We start from the raw sequence: 12,680 nt of genomic DNA on the forward strand, positions 1-12,680 counted from the left end.
CGACCTTAGAGCGCACGCGTAAGGACTACAAGTGGAACTCGCCTATTACTCCGACTACGCCGTGCGCCTGGTGAACAGCGAGGAGCCCGAGCGCGGCCTCGACCATCTGACCTCGGTCGATGCCGTGCGCGAGCTGTTCGGTCCGGCCAGCCAGGCGGCGGGCCGCGTGGGCGACGCCGACGTACAGCGGCTGCGCACCGTCCGGACCCGGCTGCGCGGCGTCTTCGAGGCCGCCTCCGAGGGCGACGAGGTGCGCGCCGTGGACCTGCTGAACGCACTGCTGCTGGAGTTCCCGGTCAGCCCGCAGATCTCCGGCCACGAGTACCTCGACGAGAGCGGCCGGCCGGACTGGCACATGCACCTCGCCGAGCACGCGGCCACGGCGACCGCCTCCTACGCCGCGACCGCCTGCATGGGCCTGGCCTTCCAGCTCACCGACCTCGGCGTGGACCGGCTCGGCATCTGCCAGGCCACCACGTGCCGCAACGCCTACATCGACACCTCGACCAACCGGTCCCGCCGCTACTGCTCGGACCGCTGCGCGACCCGCGCCAACGTCGCGGCCTACCGCGCCCGCAAGCGCCTGGAGAACGAGCGGTCCGCCCTGAGCGGCCTGACGCAGGACACCAGCCAGCCCGCCACGCCGGCCGCCGACCGCTGAACCTCGCGCGGCGGCCGGAAGCGCCCCCGTCCCCGGGCGAGCACCAGCTCGTCCGGGACGGTGCCGAACTCCCTGCTGTCGTTCTCCACGAAGGTGTTGTCGCCCAGCACCCACCAGCCGCCCTCGCGGCGCTCCACGGCGCGTTTGACGATCAGCAGGTCCTGCTGGAGCGGATGGCGCAGCACCACCACGTCACCCTCGCGGACCTCCGCGGCGCTCCTGACGTGCTGCACCAGCAGCCAGTCGCCGTGCTGCAGCGTCGGCACCATCGACGGACCTGTCACCTCGACCAGCTGGTACGGCACTCTCCTCCTCTGCCCAAGCCCGGGCTCACGCATGCTCAGCCTCCTCCTCCATGCTCCACCAGCCCAGGGTGACACCAGACTTTTGTCCTAAGCACCAAGGGGCACCCGAGAAAACCACTCGACAGGGGAGTAATCTCCCTGGTGGAAAGACGATCACGAGGAAGGACAGTCATGCTCGCTCGCCTGTTCGCGCCCAAGGTCAAGGTCAGCGCCCACTGCGACCTGCCCTGCGGTGTCTACGACCCGGCCCAGGCCCGCATCGAGGCGCAGTCCGTCAAGGCGGTCCAGGAGAAGTACCAGGCCAACGAGGACCCGCACTTCCGGGCCCGCGCCATCGTCATCAAGGAGCAGCGCGCGGAGCTCGTCAAGCACCACCTGTCGGTGCTGTGGAGCGACTACTTCAAGGCGCCGCACTTCGAGAAGTACCCGCAGCTGCACCAGCTCTTCAACGACGCGCTGAAGGCGGGCAGCGCCGCCAAGGCCTCGACCGACCCGGCGACCGGCCAGAAGCTGCTCGACCTGATCGACCAGATCGACGCCATCTTCCAGGAGACGAAGAAGGCCTGACCTGGCGTCGGCGCACCGCGCCCGGTCCGGGCGGCCCCGCAGGGGCCCGCGCGGACCGGGCGCGGTCGTACGCGCCCTCCGATCGGACCGTGACCTCAGGACGGCGCTTCCCGGCGCGCTTTGAACGGGCGCCATGCCGCTGCGCTCCTCCCGGGTCCTGACCTCACGCCCCCGCGCCCTGGCCGCACTCGGCCTGGTGGCCGCGCTGACCGCCGGTGGTCTCGCCGGCGCGGTCGCCCTGGCACCCTCCGCGCACCGGGGCGGACCCGCCCCCTCCCCCTCCGGCGGCGCCGACACGCTCCCGGACGTACCGCCCGCCCAGCCGCCGCCGTACGGACCCCCCGGGCCGGAGGCAAGTGACGGCCCGGGGGGCGCTTCCGCGGGGTACCGGCGCGCCACCCCCGAGCTGTCACTCGCGCTCCCGCGTGCGCGCAGGCACGCGCTCCGGAAGGGCGGGGGCAATACCGCGGAAGTCCGTGTGCGGGGGGACCGGTCTTTGATGGACTCGCCCCCGTGGCGGTTCCGCTCCCGAGGCCCGGGGTGAAGGTGCAGGTGAGGGGGTGTGGGTCCGGGTCGGGTGGGTGGGGCCGCTGTAGACTCGATCTCACTCGTACGGGTCAACCGACGTGCTAGCAGGAAGAATCCATCCCGTGGTGAACGCACTGCAGGAACTGATCAAGCGCCGGCTGGAGCAGCGGGGCTGGTCGTACGGTGAGGTGGCGCGGCGCGGTGGCGTCCCGCGGTCGACGGTGCATCACCTGGCGACGACCGCGCGGGTGGCCCGGATGCCGCAGCAGTCCACGCTGGAGGGCCTGTCGCGGGGGCTGGAGCTGCCGCTGGAGGCGGTACGCCGCGCCGCGGCCGAGGCCTGCGGGATCCACCTGTACGTCGAGGACGGCACCGGCACCACCCCCGACCCCGAGGTGGCCACCCTCATCGCCAGCGTCCAGCAACTGTCCGAAGCCGACCGCCGCCACGTCGCCGCCCTCGTCGAATCCCTCCTCCGCAGCCCCACCCGGTCATAGTCCGCCCGCCGCCGGGCCGTCCGGCGCCGCGCCGTCCGGTGGTGCTGCGCCGTGTGCGGAGCGGCAGCGGTGCAGGAAGTCGTCCTGGTCGAGGCCGCACAGCGCCGCCATCGGTTCGGCGGGCGGTGGCTCGAAGCGGTACGCCGTCAGCGCGCCGAGCAGCGCGCGGCCGTACGCCGGGCGCGGTGTCCTGCGCTCCGGAGGGGCGGTCCGGAACATGTCAGCACGCCGCCGGTCTGACGACGCGCAGCCAGCCGATGACCGCGTTGACGGTGGCGTAGTCGAGTTCGGCGATCCTGGCGACGGCGTCCGCGTCGTCCCGGCGGACCGGGACCCCGGCGGCGTCGAGGGCGCAGTGCAGCATGACCTGGTGGGCCTGCGTGGGCGGCAGGGTCTGGCCCGCGCGGATCTGGGTGCGCAGCAGGTAGGAGATCGGCAACGGGGGCGTCGGTCTGTCCACGGTCATGCTCGGGTTCCCTCGAAGTAGTCGGACAGGGCTGTGGTGAGGTCGAGCCGGCTGTGCCATGTGCGGTGGTCGAGGAGCTCGGTCTGTGTCCGGGCCCAGAAGGCGCCGATCACGGCGTGGTCGTTCCGGTCGGCGACCAGGCCGGTGGGGGGCGCCAGTCCGCGGGCGTGGGCGCGTTCGGTGAAGACGAGGGTGGTGAAGCGCCCCTCGGGCCGGGGCCCGGGGTGGACGGAGTGCCGCAGCACCGCCCTGCTCAGGGCGTCCGCCGCCACGGCGGCGGCCGGCGCGGAACCCGTGCTCCAGCCCATCAGCCGGCGGGCGTGGGCGTCGAGCACGATCACGCAGAGCAGTTCGCCCTGGCGGGTGGCGAGTTCGACGGCGTCGGTCACCCAGAGCCGGTCGGGCACGCCGGGGCGGCCCTGGAGCCCGGCACGCCGCATGAGCAGTTCTACGGTGCCGTGGCTGATGGGGATGCCGTGCCGCAGGGTGAGCTCCTCGTGGATGCGCCGGTACCCGAAGGTGCCGCGCGAGGCGGCGTGGATGGAGCTGATGAGGTCCGTCAGCCACAGGTGCCGGGTGGAGCGGGGCGAGGGAGGCCGGCCGCGCCAGGTGAAGTACCCCGACTCGGAGATGCCGAGGACGCGCGTGGCGGTCCGGATCGGGAGCCCCTCACCAGCCATCACCTGCACGGCCTCAAATCGCCTTTTGGGGACACCACATCGCGCAGCAGCTCGGTGACCCGCCGGTGGACGGCGAGTTCGGTCTCCAGTTCGGTGATGCGCCTGCGGGCCGCGGTCAGCTCTGCGGTGCCCATCGGTGCGCGCCGCGGCCTGCCCAGGTGCGGCAGGTGCGTGCGCCGCCATTGGTAGATCGTCTGGTCGCCGAGGCCGAGGTCCAGGGCGACCTTCTTCACCGGCTCGCCCGCGACCAGCAGGTCGAGGGCCTTGCGGCGCAGCTCGGGCGGGTATCGCTTGGGCACTTCGTCCTCCGGAAGGCCGGTCGTGGTCCCGGGCCGGGGACCCGTCTGGGGGTTTGGGGAGGTGAGGGACGTGCCCCCGGCCCGGAAGCGGTGGGGGCGTCAGCTGACGTGGCGGTGCATGGTCACGGTGGGCCGGAACTCCCGCAGCGTGCTCGTTCCGGCTCCGGCCGGGACGGCGGCCGCCGCGCGGTCGAGGACGGCCCTGACCTCGGCGGCGAGGGCGTCCGCGCGGCGCTCGATCTCGGAGATCGGGTCGCCGCACCGCCTCAGCTCGGCCACCCGGCGCCGGATGTCGGCGAGCCGGTCCCGGTCGCGGGCGCTCAGGGAAAGCGGCCGCGGGGTCGCCACGATGAACTGGTAGGCGCCCGCGAAGGTCTGGCATCCGCTGCAGTGCTGGTTGACGGCACGGCTGATGTTCGTCGCGTTGATCCGCCGGAGGTCGACACCGGAGGTGGTGACGATCTGGAAGGAGAGGGCGATCGAACGGCACGGACGGGAGAGCGAGCAGCCGACGGAGGCGGCGACCGCCCGGTTGTGCGCCGCGGCGGCGACGAGCGGCCCGAACTGGTGGATCGAGAACTCCTCGTCGTACTGGACGGGGTGCGCCCGGTTGGCGAGGGTGTGCGCCTCGTCCACGGCGGCGCCGACGCTGCGGGGGATGTGCGACCCCGATGCCGCGCCGGCCGGGGCCGCGGTGGCGAGGGCGACGAGGCCGGCGGTGGTCAGCATGCCCAGCCGGACGGCCTTGCGGCCCACCGTGCTGGTGTGGGGCTTTCGGTGCGTCACGGACTTCTCCTGTACCGATGGAAGGGATGTCGGGGGAAGGGGGAAGGGGGAAGGGAAAGGGGAAGGGAAAAGAGGGAGGGCCGGCCCGCGTCAGGTCGGCAGGGGCGCGGGGAAGGACACGGTGAAGCTCGGGATGGGGGGCTCCGAGGGCGTCGCGGAGTCCGACGGTGTGGCGGAGGGCGAGCCGTCGGACGGGCTCGGCCCTGCCGTGGCCGTGGTCCGGGTGCTGCTCGGTTGCGGTTCGCTGCGCGAGGCCCGCGGGCTGGGCGAGTTCGACGGCGAGGGGCTGCCGCTCGCCGAGGCGGAGGCGTCGGCCGAGCCGGACTCCGAGGGTGCGGCCGAGGACGCGGTCGCCGACGGCTCGCCCACCGCCACGGTCACCGGGGGTGTGGTGACGCTGGGCAGCGGTGCGGGGGCGACCGGGCGCAGGGGCCTGATCTCGGGCACTCCGGGCTGCAGGATGGGCGCGATCGGCGGCTGCGGCGGCAGCGGCTTGGGGGTCACCCCGCCCACCCACGCGGCGCACAGCGCCGCAGCTCCGGCCAGTGTGGCCCCGCCGATGAGGAGCCTCAGCCGGAGATTCCCCTCCGTGGCGCGGACGACGTAGCGGACGAGCCGGCCCCCGAGGCGCACCGACAGGTACGCCGCCCCCGCCAGGGGGAAGATCAGCATCAGGCTGCCGATGACCCCGACCGTCCCGGCGGCGAACTGGCCCTCGGCGAAGGCGGAGCCGGTCCCGGTCAGCTGCTCGACCAGGGACCGCAGGCTCGTCTCGAGCAGGCGCGGCAGGTTCCACAGCACGTAGCCGAGCTCGGCCAGCAGCAGGGGCACCATGGTCAGCACCCAGGTGGTGACGATGATCCGGGCGGAGCGCTTGAGGTCGGAGACCTCGGGGGGCACCGGGCGGCCCGGCAGCATGCTGCGCAGGATCGGCTTGATCTTGCCGAAGAGGTCCGGGACGCCGGCGAGGTCACCGAGGATGTAGTAGCCGTCCAGCCGGACGGCCGGCATCAGCTGCTCGATGATCTCGAAGTGGGCCAGGTAGATGGCGGCGAGGAAGAAGGACTGCCCGGTGGCGAAGTAGCCGCCGGCCAGGGCCAGTATGAAGACGACGTTGAAGTAGACGCCGCCCAGGTCGGTGCGCATGCGCCCGCCCCGGCCGATCCGGTAGACGTCGGTGACGTCGGTGTACATCGACGGCCAGATGAGGAAGATGCCGCAGCCGATGGCCCCGGGGCGGGCCCCGCCGTAGCGGCACGCGGAGGCGTGCCCGAACTCGTGGAAGACGAGCGAGGCCACGGTCAGCGCGAACACCACGAGCATCAGCACCGGCTGCTCCAGCACCTGGAGCACCGGGGTCATCGCCCCGTGGACGGCGAACAGCCAGATCTCCATGGCGACCGCCGTCGCGAGCACCAGCGTCACCGCCAGCGGACGGTGCAGCCAGGCCAGGGAGCGGGCGATGCGGGCGACCTGCCGCTCGCGGAAGATGACCCGGTGGCCCTTCAGGACGAGCAGGAGGTCCGCGGTGGGCCCGGTGACCTCGTCGTCCTCCTGCCCGAAAGGGACGGTGACGCCCAGCGGCTGGAGCTTGTTCTCGATCAGGTAGTGCACGTTCTCGGCGCTGACCTCACGGCCGAAGCGCCCGCTCACCCGGTGCGAGATGGCCTCGGTGTCGCGCCGTCCGTCGATGGCGCGGGCGACCAGGTACAACAGCCGGCTCAGCTGGACGACCTGCCCGTCCCCCCGGCGGACGATGTACCGGGGTTCGGTGGTCCCCGAGCCCTTGTACTCGCCCAGGAGTTGCAGGCCCGCGCCGAGCCGCGGGACGGGGAAGCCCGTGTCGTGGAAGGGAGGTTCCATCACGTCCGCGCCGTACACCGCCGTTCCCGTGGGGCCGGGGCCGTGAGCAATGTGACTTTCCGTCACCGTCCTGCTCTTCCTCCCGAGACGGACCGCGCCACGACGGGCGCGGTCCGCACACGTACGGGTGTTGTTACTGGCGGATGTTGATGGCCTGGACGGCCTCGGACTGGGCGACCGCGAACGGGGAGAACTGGTTCGCCGCGAGCGACTCGTTGTGGGCGTCGACGTGCGCGATGTTCTTGGTCACGTGCGTGGTCTTGACGAAGCTGAACTTCAGCTTGCCCAGGGCCTCGCGGCCGGGCAGCAGCTCCGCGGACTCGGCGTCGAGCTGGTCCATGTTCATGGGAGGGGGATACCTTTCTCGGTATGCGGAAGGAGGTGGAACGCCGACTACTGCTTGATGTTGATGGCCTGGGTGGCCTGCGACTGGGCGACCGCGTACGGCGACCACTCGTTGGCCGCGAGCGACTCGTTGTGGGCGTCGACGTGGGCCACGTGCTTGGTCACGTGCGTGGTCTTGACGAAGCTGAACTTGAGCTTGCCCAGGGCCTCGCGGCCGGGCAGCAGCTCCGCGGACTCGGTGTCCAGCTCACGCATGTCGAGCATGGGGGATCCTTCGTACGAGGGGTGCGGACGGGGGCCGGGTCCCAGAACCCGTCCATCCACACCGGACGATCTGTCTGACGGCGTTGGACAGTAGTCGGGCGCCACGGGCCCGGCAAGCGATTCGGATCCATGACTGTCCGTCAACGCGGCGGCTGCACAAGGGAAACGACAGGTGGGAGCACCGGCGAGGGCACCTCGGGCACCCGGCCCCACCCCCCGGATATCACTCGAACGGGTCAATCCGCCCCCTGCCCGATGTGGGGAAGTCCCGGCAGAGGGGGCGAAGCACGACGAACCGGTGGCTATCCTCTCGATCCCCGAGGCGCTTGGGCCGACCAAGCCTCCGGTGAGAGGGGTGCACGTGCTTGTCGTTCAAGGGGCGACCGCCACCGCCGTCGTCCGCCACCGGACCGGAGAGCCGGTGGTCCTGCTTTCCGGCGAACTCCCCGCGGTCCTCACGCCGGCCGCCCTGAACGAACTGCTGAATCTGGCCGCGGCCGTCCTCACGGCCGAGGAGATGACCCTCTTCCGCAGTTGCCTGACCGCACTGCGCTGCGGGGAGAAACTCCAGGAACGCCGTATCGAGGTCAGCGGCGCCGTCCTCACCGTCTACAGCAGCTGACCCGAACCGAATTCCACCCTTTTTGGATTGCATTTCCCGGGGCATTTTCAATACGTCCCGAGTGGGCGACATGCCGAATGCAGATCACCCTGGAGGGTGTTTCCCCCGCCTCTCCCGAGGGATACCCGAGCATCAACTCCCGAAGCTCAGGAGCGGTTTTTCCCCGGAAGCGGGGGCAAGCCGACGGGTCGCCCGTTCGGCCGTGCGTCACCGATCGGCGGAATGAATGCGGCACAAGTCCCGAGTAACGTCTGGCGGGCCATCCGGCAATTCACCGAGTTTGAGGAGAAATGCGGTGAGAAAATTCGTTCGCGCTGCCGCAACGGCGGCACTGGCCACGGTCGCCCTGGCGGTCCCCATGACGGCGACGGCCTCCGCAACCCCGTCCCACTCCGCGTCCGGCCACTACCGGAACGCCGGGCACGGCAACTGGGGCGGGGACTACGGCCGCTGCGGGCCACGCCAGTGGGGGTACGGCAGGTGGGACGATCGCTGGGACCGCGGCCGGGGCCACGGCCACGGTCGCGGCCACGGTCGCGGCTTCGCCCACCAGCGGTACGACCGCTTCGGGTTCGGCCGGTACTGGCAGGACCGCGACTGCGACTGCCGCTACCGCTACTGAACCCGCCGGCCATGACGTGGGCCTCCGGGAAGGGGACTTTCCCGGGGGCCCACCCCTGTGCGCATTCCGTTCCGCCCGCCCCGCCGCTCAGCTGCTGTAGACGGTGAGGACGGCGCCGCTGACCTCGATACGGCGTTCCTGGAGTTTCTCCCCGCAGCGCAGTGCGGTCAGGCAACTGCGGAAGAGGGTCATCTCCTCGGCCGTGAGGACGGCCGCGGCCAGATTCAGCAGTTCGTTCAGGGCGGCCGGCGTGAGGACCGCGGGGAGTTCGCCGGAAAGCAGGACCACCGGCTCTCCGGTCCGGTGGCGGACGACGGCGGTGGCGGTCGCCCCTTGAACGACAAGCACGTGCACCCCTCTCACCGGAGGCCCCGGGTCCACGAACTCGTCGTCCCGAGACTGGAGAGAATATCCCCGTGCTCCCCACTCTTTGTCCGTTCTGGGTTACTTCACCACCACACGCCCCGTCAGGCACGGCATGGGCATGGCCAATCGAACGCCGGGTACCGGTCAGCGGACAGCAGCAAGGGCCAAATCAGCACGCTGCTGCACCAGATGGACCGGGCCGTCCGCAGTAGACGCCGAGCGGCGTTTGGCGTTGCGATGTTCCCTGCGCCGGCGCGCGCCCCCAAGGGTCAGCCGGACTCCGGACCGGACGCCGACCGGGGCTCGGTGGAGCTGCGGAGGAGGGATTCGACGAGGGCGGCGACGTGGCGGCGGTCGGCTTCGGACAGTTGCTGGACGCTGGCGATGAGGGTGGCCACCTCGGGGTCGGGGGTGGTGCCGGTGCCGTCCTCGACGTACAGGTGGATCCCGCAGGCCTCGGCCGCGGCGCGGCGTACCGCCTCCAGCGGCAGCTCCAGCCCCCGCGACAGGCCCTCCAGCGTGGACTGCTGCGGCATCCGGGCCACCCGCGCGGTCGTCGCCAGGTGATGCACCGTCGACCGCGGGACGCCACCGCGCCGCGCCACCTCACCGTACGACCAGCCCCGCTGCTCCAGCCGGCGCTTGATCAGTTCCTGCAGTGCGTTCACCACGGGATGGATTCTTCCTGCTAGCACGTCGGTTGACCCGTACGAGTGAGATCGAGTCTACAGCGGCCCCACCCACCCGACCCGGACCCACACCCCCTCACCTGCACCTTCACCCCGGTGTGCCACGCCAGCCGGACCGAACTGCCGCGAAATGCTTGCCGCGGGGCGCGCCAGGGGCTAGCGTCCAATGTCATCAGACAACTCGTCCGATGGCCATGGACAACGCGGTACGGACCCGCTTCCGCCCGACCGCCCCACCGGGCTCCCCTGCGAAGGCGGTCCGCACCCCGGAATCCCGACAGTGATTCTGCGCTTCCCCGGGCGGTTTCATCCGGCGTCGCCAAAACTGCCCTCCCTCCTCCGAAACCCGTACCTTCAACGCTCCGGGACGCGGTGCGTCACGCCCGGCGCCGGTGACGTCGGACGGAATCTAGGGGTGATCAACGCCCCCGAAACCCGGTTGCCCAAAACTGGCCGCTTTTGCCCCATCCGATCAAGTGATTCAACGTCATGGGCATTGCTCTCCGCACATGCCGACAGCAGATATATGCATGCTTCGTCGGCTCCCCCGGCCGGACGGTGTCCGTGCGCCGATCACTCGCAGCAGAATCCGGGAGTGGTATGTGCGACGAATTCTGCGGGCCCGCCCTCGCGGCATGGCTCGCCCGAGGAGCCGGTGACCCACGGCGCCGCCTGGACGAGTGGGCCCGCGCCAGGAACCGGGTGACGCTGCTGCCGGCCGGCCACCGGTGGGACGCCGTCAGGATCCCCGAACGACCGGGCCACGAGGTCCTGGCACGACTGCAGGACAGCACCGCGCCCGTGGGACCCGTCATGTGGGACCGGCGCTGCGGCTTCCTGTACTTCCTGGTGCCGCCGCGCGCCGAGGACGTCTGGTCCCCGCTCGGGCTGCGCTTCCTCGCCCTCGGCGGGTGGCTGGCCGCCACCGACCCGCGCAGGCCGGCCCGGCACCCGGCCCTGTGGATCCACTCCAGGAACGCCGTGGAACTCACCGGCCCGGCATATCTCTACATCGCCTGCCTGGAGGTGCTGACCGCCGGCGCCCGCTCCCTGCCGCGCGTTCCCGCGCCCCTGTGAGACGGCCGCCGGCCCGTCACACCCGCAGCGCCCGCCCGCGGCGCACGGCACGCACGCCCCGCACGGCGCGCAGGGTGCGCACCACCCGGCGCACGGCGCGGTGACGGCGGAGGGCCTCGGCGCGGACCGGGCTGCCCCCGGGCAGGCGCAGACTGGTGAGGCGGCGCCGCTTGAAGTACTGGGGGTGGCGCGGCAGATGACGGCGGAGCCACTCCTCGGCCTCCGGGCGCAGCCCGGGGTGGAGACGGGCCTGCATGCAGTAGCCCACGGTCCGCAACAGCGGGGCGAGGGTCCCCTCCACCACCTCCGCGGTGAGGGCCGGCGGGCGGCCGACGAGGGCGGCGTCCCGCTCCAGGTCCGGGAGGGCGGCGTCGACGAGGGTGAGCGGGATGCGGTCCTCGCTCTCGTACGGGGCGACCCGGTCCAGCAGCGGCCCGGTGCCGACGCGTGCGGCGGGGATGCCGTGCAGGGCCGCGGCGGTGAACAGGGCGGTCGAGGAACAGCCGACGACCAGCGCGGGGCGGAACCGCGCGAGCAGGGCCTCGGCGGCGACGGGCCCCTCCAGGACCGCCAGTTCCACGCCGAGCCCGGCGGCGGCCCTGCCGAGCGAGGACGTCAGGTCCTCGGGCGCGCCGGGATCGGGGGCGTAGACCAGCGAGGTGTGACCGGCCGCGACCGCTCCGCGGAGCATGCGCACGTGGAGCCCGGCCTCCTCCCGCCCGTCGACGAGGCCGCTCGCGCTCAGGTGCTCGCCGAGCAGGAGTGCGGTGTGCCGCTCGGGAACCGGCGGGACGAGGGCGGCCATGCCCTGGAGCGTGTTCAGCAGCACGTCCTCGGGGACGGCCACGGGCTCCACCGCGTGCTCGGCGAGCAGCAGCGGGCGCAGCCCCGGCAGCAGGTCGACGTGGAGCAGCCGCGCGATACGGCGACCGGGACCGGCCGGCAGCCGGTCGGCGGTGGGTCCGTAGCCCGTCAGGCCGGCGGCGTACACGTGGACCGGGCTCTCGGCGAAGATCTCGGCGACCGAGCGGGCGGGCGGCGAGTGCGGCGCCTCACAGACGATCTCCACGGGTCCCTCGCCCAGCTCCCAGGCGAGCCGCAGTGCCCGCTCCCACAGGGTGAGGTCCTCCTCGCGGGGCGACCAGTCGGCCGGGTGGTGCGGGGCGATGGCGGCGTTCCAGGAGCGCACGGCGTCGAACTCGGGCCGCAGCGCCGCGAAGCCCGGCGTGCGGTCGAGGGGCGTGGCGAGCTCGGGGACGGCCGAGACGTCGCTCACCACGAGGAGACGGCGGCGGCCCCCACGGGGTCCGAACAACCCCGCCCGGATGGCCGCCGTGACGGTCGCCGCCGCGTAAGGGGTGGCGGCGAAGAAGATCTGGGTCATCCATTCGTCCTTCATGTCGCCGCGCGCCCGGCGCGGCATCCGGTCCGGGGCGCGGCGCTGCCGCTCGTGGCCCAGCATCACGGACCCGTTCGTCCCGGTCCAAGCCGTGGCGCCGGATGTCACCGGTCCGAGTGAGCGGGGCCCGGAACGGCCCCGGAGCACGTCCGCGCGAAAAACTTCCTCCGACGTGTCGATCCGCGCGCCGCCCGTTCGACGCGTAGGCAGGAGCGGGGAGGATCCCCACCCGTGCCTGAGGAACCCGTACCTGAAGAAGGAGAACGCGATGCGTTTCATGTCCCTGATCCGGATCAACGAGGACAACGTCCCCGAGGGCGGCCCCGACGAGCGGCTGATGGAGGAGATGGGCAAGCTCATCGAGGAGATGTCCAAGGCCGGCGTGCTCCTGGACACGGCCGGTCTGCGGCCGACCTCCGAGGGGACCCGGCTGCACTGGGACCACGGGAAGCTGTCCGTCGTCGACGGGCCCTTCACCGAGTCCAAGGAGTTCATCGGCGGCTACGCGATCGTCCAGGCGAAGTCGAAGGAGGAGGCCGTGGAGTGGACCAAGCGCTTCCTGCAGGTCCACGGCGACGCCTGGGAGATCACCTGCGAGCTGCGGCAGGTCGAGGAGGCCCCCGAGCTCTCCTGAGGCGCCCGGA

The 12,680-nt window shown here is 72.0% G+C and carries 19 protein-coding genes; 7 read left to right on the forward strand and 12 right to left on the reverse strand.

Annotated features, from left to right (window positions below):
- Window positions 1-31: 31 nt before the first annotated feature.
- Window positions 32-661 carry a CGNR zinc finger domain-containing protein gene (locus ACFYYN_RS03915; RefSeq protein ID WP_499513910.1) on the forward strand — a complete coding sequence of 210 codons (630 nt, stop codon included), beginning with the start codon at window positions 32-34 and terminating at the stop codon, window positions 659-661.
- On the opposite strand, the gene sodX is transcribed toward ACFYYN_RS03915, so the two are convergent.
- The gene (gene sodX / locus ACFYYN_RS03920; protein WP_499513909.1) at window positions 565-999 is read right to left on the reverse strand and encodes a S24/S26 family peptidase; all 435 of its coding nucleotides are present in this window, start codon (window positions 997-999) and stop codon (window positions 565-567) included. The two genes, ACFYYN_RS03915 and sodX, sit on opposite strands and share 97 nt — an antisense overlap.
- Window positions 1,000-1,137: 138 nt before the next feature.
- Here sodX and sodN point away from each other — a divergent pair, with 138 nt between their 5' ends.
- Complete coding sequence (gene sodN, locus ACFYYN_RS03925; protein ID WP_018563636.1) at window positions 1,138-1,533, forward strand: superoxide dismutase, Ni; 396 nt, start codon at window positions 1,138-1,140, stop codon at window positions 1,531-1,533.
- A gap of 650 nt (window positions 1,534-2,183) precedes the next feature.
- Window positions 2,184-2,558 (forward strand): helix-turn-helix domain-containing protein, encoded by a 375-nt coding sequence (locus tag ACFYYN_RS03930; protein WP_500331154.1) that lies wholly within the window; start codon window positions 2,184-2,186, stop codon window positions 2,556-2,558.
- Here the strand turns inward: ACFYYN_RS03930 and ACFYYN_RS03935 are convergent.
- The 8 genes from ACFYYN_RS03935 to ACFYYN_RS03970 form a co-directional block, all read right to left on the reverse strand.
- Complete coding sequence (locus ACFYYN_RS03935; RefSeq protein ID WP_500544580.1) at window positions 2,553-2,777, reverse strand: hypothetical protein; 225 nt, start codon at window positions 2,775-2,777, stop codon at window positions 2,553-2,555. The two genes, ACFYYN_RS03930 and ACFYYN_RS03935, sit on opposite strands and share 6 nt — an antisense overlap.
- A gap of 1 nt (window position 2,778) precedes the next feature.
- The gene (locus ACFYYN_RS03940) at window positions 2,779-3,024 is read right to left on the reverse strand and encodes a hypothetical protein (RefSeq protein WP_500331151.1); all 246 of its coding nucleotides are present in this window, start codon (window positions 3,022-3,024) and stop codon (window positions 2,779-2,781) included.
- Complete coding sequence (locus tag ACFYYN_RS03945; RefSeq protein ID WP_500440206.1) at window positions 3,021-3,704, reverse strand: IS3 family transposase; 684 nt, start codon at window positions 3,702-3,704, stop codon at window positions 3,021-3,023. The genes ACFYYN_RS03940 and ACFYYN_RS03945 overlap by 4 nt, the downstream gene beginning before the upstream one ends.
- Window positions 3,704-4,003, reverse strand: a complete 300-nt coding sequence (locus ACFYYN_RS03950; RefSeq protein WP_499513905.1) for a transposase — start codon at window positions 4,001-4,003, stop codon at window positions 3,704-3,706. The genes ACFYYN_RS03945 and ACFYYN_RS03950 overlap by 1 nt, the downstream gene beginning before the upstream one ends.
- A gap of 99 nt (window positions 4,004-4,102) precedes the next feature.
- Window positions 4,103-4,789, reverse strand: a complete 687-nt coding sequence (locus ACFYYN_RS03955) for a hypothetical protein (protein WP_500331147.1) — start codon at window positions 4,787-4,789, stop codon at window positions 4,103-4,105.
- 90 nt (window positions 4,790-4,879) lie between these two features.
- On the reverse strand, window positions 4,880-6,652 hold the full coding sequence (locus ACFYYN_RS03960; RefSeq protein ID WP_500544846.1) for a zinc metalloprotease: 1,773 nt from the start codon (window positions 6,650-6,652) through the stop codon (window positions 4,880-4,882).
- 133 nt (window positions 6,653-6,785) lie between these two features.
- The gene (locus tag ACFYYN_RS03965; protein WP_431969350.1) at window positions 6,786-6,998 is read right to left on the reverse strand and encodes a hypothetical protein; all 213 of its coding nucleotides are present in this window, start codon (window positions 6,996-6,998) and stop codon (window positions 6,786-6,788) included.
- A 47-nt stretch (window positions 6,999-7,045) separates the two neighbouring features.
- Window positions 7,046-7,261, reverse strand: a complete 216-nt coding sequence (locus ACFYYN_RS03970; protein WP_179280271.1) for a hypothetical protein — start codon at window positions 7,259-7,261, stop codon at window positions 7,046-7,048.
- 361 nt (window positions 7,262-7,622) lie between these two features.
- Between ACFYYN_RS03970 and ACFYYN_RS03975 the strand changes: the two genes are divergently transcribed.
- Both ACFYYN_RS03975 and ACFYYN_RS03980 read left to right on the forward strand, forming a co-directional pair.
- Window positions 7,623-7,883, forward strand: a complete 261-nt coding sequence (locus tag ACFYYN_RS03975) for a hypothetical protein (protein ID WP_499513901.1) — start codon at window positions 7,623-7,625, stop codon at window positions 7,881-7,883.
- Between the two features lie 295 nt (window positions 7,884-8,178).
- Window positions 8,179-8,505, forward strand: a complete 327-nt coding sequence (locus tag ACFYYN_RS03980) for a hypothetical protein (RefSeq protein ID WP_500331145.1) — start codon at window positions 8,179-8,181, stop codon at window positions 8,503-8,505.
- An 87-nt stretch (window positions 8,506-8,592) separates the two neighbouring features.
- Here the strand turns inward: ACFYYN_RS03980 and ACFYYN_RS03985 are convergent, their stop codons facing one another.
- Window positions 8,593-8,853 (reverse strand): hypothetical protein, encoded by a 261-nt coding sequence (locus ACFYYN_RS03985; protein ID WP_499513901.1) that lies wholly within the window; start codon window positions 8,851-8,853, stop codon window positions 8,593-8,595.
- Window positions 8,854-9,140: 287 nt separating this feature from the next.
- On the reverse strand, window positions 9,141-9,542 hold the full coding sequence (locus ACFYYN_RS03990; RefSeq protein ID WP_499513900.1) for a helix-turn-helix domain-containing protein: 402 nt from the start codon (window positions 9,540-9,542) through the stop codon (window positions 9,141-9,143).
- A 618-nt stretch (window positions 9,543-10,160) separates the two neighbouring features.
- Here ACFYYN_RS03990 and ACFYYN_RS03995 point away from each other — a divergent pair.
- Window positions 10,161-10,637: a hypothetical protein gene (locus ACFYYN_RS03995; protein WP_500544581.1), complete on the forward strand. Its 477-nt coding sequence runs from the start codon at window positions 10,161-10,163 to the stop codon at window positions 10,635-10,637.
- Between the two features lie 16 nt (window positions 10,638-10,653).
- On the opposite strand, the gene ACFYYN_RS04000 is transcribed toward ACFYYN_RS03995, so the two are convergent.
- Window positions 10,654-12,021, reverse strand: coding sequence for a polysialyltransferase family glycosyltransferase (locus tag ACFYYN_RS04000; RefSeq protein ID WP_500544847.1), 1,368 nt, complete (start codon window positions 12,019-12,021; stop codon window positions 10,654-10,656).
- 283 nt (window positions 12,022-12,304) lie between these two features.
- Between ACFYYN_RS04000 and ACFYYN_RS04005 the strand changes: the two genes are divergently transcribed.
- Window positions 12,305-12,670, forward strand: coding sequence for a YciI family protein (locus ACFYYN_RS04005; protein ID WP_499513898.1), 366 nt, complete (start codon window positions 12,305-12,307; stop codon window positions 12,668-12,670).
- Window positions 12,671-12,680 lie beyond the last annotated feature (10 nt).

Origin of the sequence: Streptomyces sp. NPDC001902, from assembly GCF_042891295.1 — a bacterium.
GTDB lineage: Bacteria > Actinomycetota > Actinomycetes > Streptomycetales > Streptomycetaceae > Actinacidiphila.

What these genes read in the sequence shown, in the direction of transcription:
- sodX (WP_499513909.1), bottom strand. Translation starts at nt 999, where the DNA reads ATGCGTGAGCCCGGGCTTGGGCAGAGGAGGAGAGTGCCGTACCAGCTG.
- sodN (WP_018563636.1), top strand. Translation starts at nt 1,138, where the DNA reads ATGCTCGCTCGCCTGTTCGCGCCCAAGGTCAAGGTCAGCGCCCACTGC.
- ACFYYN_RS03935 (WP_500544580.1), bottom strand. Translation starts at nt 2,777, where the DNA reads ATGTTCCGGACCGCCCCTCCGGAGCGCAGGACACCGCGCCCGGCGTAC.
- ACFYYN_RS03940 (WP_500331151.1), bottom strand. Translation starts at nt 3,024, where the DNA reads ATGACCGTGGACAGACCGACGCCCCCGTTGCCGATCTCCTACCTGCTG.
- ACFYYN_RS03945 (WP_500440206.1), bottom strand. Translation starts at nt 3,704, where the DNA reads ATGGCTGGTGAGGGGCTCCCGATCCGGACCGCCACGCGCGTCCTCGGC.
- ACFYYN_RS03960 (WP_500544846.1), bottom strand. Translation starts at nt 6,652, where the DNA reads ATGGAACCTCCCTTCCACGACACGGGCTTCCCCGTCCCGCGGCTCGGC.
- ACFYYN_RS03965 (WP_431969350.1), bottom strand. Translation starts at nt 6,998, where the DNA reads ATGAACATGGACCAGCTCGACGCCGAGTCCGCGGAGCTGCTGCCCGGC.
- ACFYYN_RS03970 (WP_179280271.1), bottom strand. Translation starts at nt 7,261, where the DNA reads ATGCTCGACATGCGTGAGCTGGACACCGAGTCCGCGGAGCTGCTGCCC.
- ACFYYN_RS03995 (WP_500544581.1), top strand. Translation starts at nt 10,161, where the DNA reads ATGTGCGACGAATTCTGCGGGCCCGCCCTCGCGGCATGGCTCGCCCGA.
- ACFYYN_RS04000 (WP_500544847.1), bottom strand. Translation starts at nt 12,021, where the DNA reads ATGACCCAGATCTTCTTCGCCGCCACCCCTTACGCGGCGGCGACCGTC.
- ACFYYN_RS04005 (WP_499513898.1), top strand. Translation starts at nt 12,305, where the DNA reads ATGCGTTTCATGTCCCTGATCCGGATCAACGAGGACAACGTCCCCGAG.